Origin of the sequence: Microbacterium sp. H6, from assembly GCF_003314775.1 — a bacterium.
In the GTDB taxonomy this organism is placed as follows: Bacteria; Actinomycetota; Actinomycetes; order Actinomycetales; family Microbacteriaceae; genus Microbacterium; species Microbacterium oxydans.
In genome coordinates, this window is record NZ_QOAY01000279.1 from 1 (window position 1) to 327 (window position 327).

Here is a 327-nt window from a genome sequence, read left to right on the forward strand (position 1 = left end):
GTGGTCGAGGACGTCGATCGCGAGCCGGTACCGGTCGAGGTCGTTGAGCATGACCATGTCGAACGGGGTCGTGGTGGTGCCGCGCTCCTGGAAGCCGTGCACGTGCAGGTTCTGGTGCCCGGCGCGCTTGTAGGTGAGTCGGTGGATCAGCCACGGGTAGCCGTGGTAGGCGAAGATCACCGGCTTGTCGGGAGTGAAGATCGCATCGAACTCCCGGTCCGGGAGACCGTGCGGGTGCTGGTCCTCGGATTGCAGCCGGGTCAGGTCGACCACGTTCACCACCCGCACTCTCAGGTCGGGGATGTGCTCGCGCAGCAGCGCCGCCGC

The 327-nt window shown here is 67.0% G+C and carries 1 pseudogene; it reads right to left on the reverse strand.

The annotated features are described in order from the left end of the window. Nucleotides 1-327, reverse strand: a pseudogene (locus DSP71_RS24275) (phosphoketolase); the annotation flags it as partial.